This window comes from Komagataeibacter intermedius TF2 (genome assembly GCF_000964425.1).
Classification (GTDB): domain Bacteria; phylum Pseudomonadota; class Alphaproteobacteria; order Acetobacterales; family Acetobacteraceae; genus Komagataeibacter; species Komagataeibacter intermedius.
The window spans coordinates 1-304 of record NZ_BANF01000839.1; the positions used below are offsets into that span (position 1 = coordinate 1).

Here is a 304-nt window from a genome sequence, read left to right on the forward strand (position 1 = left end):
GGTGTCACCTGAGATCGATGATGCCCGTGCACGGATCGAGGAAGACGTCGGGCAGCAGGAGGAAAGTGACCATGGAGGCCGTCCAGAGGAGCACGATGACGACGAATTTGGCAATTTCGACGGCGGGGCGGGACGGCGGCGCGATGCGGTTCTGTGCCATTTCCAGATCCTTTTTTCGGGGGTTTCGACCCCTTCCGGCGACCGCAGGCCAGACTGGCGGGCAAGGGCGCCGCACAGCGGCGGCACCGGAGCCGCGCACAGATGGCGCAGCCATCGCGCACGGCGAGGAGCCACCCCTTGCGCG

The 304-nt window shown here is 66.8% G+C and carries 1 protein-coding gene; it reads right to left on the minus strand.

From position 1 onward, the window contains the following. Nucleotides 1-4: 4 nt before the first annotated feature. A complete protein-coding gene (locus tag B7449_RS22030; protein ID WP_010515653.1) occupies nt 5-160 on the minus strand; it encodes a hypothetical protein in 156 nt (51 codons plus the stop codon). Nucleotides 161-304 lie beyond the last annotated feature (144 nt).

Excerpts from the sequence above, each read along its gene's own strand:
- B7449_RS22030 (WP_010515653.1), bottom strand. The coding sequence starts at position 160 with ATGGCACAGAACCGCATCGCGCCGCCGTCCCGCCCCGCCGTCGAAATT.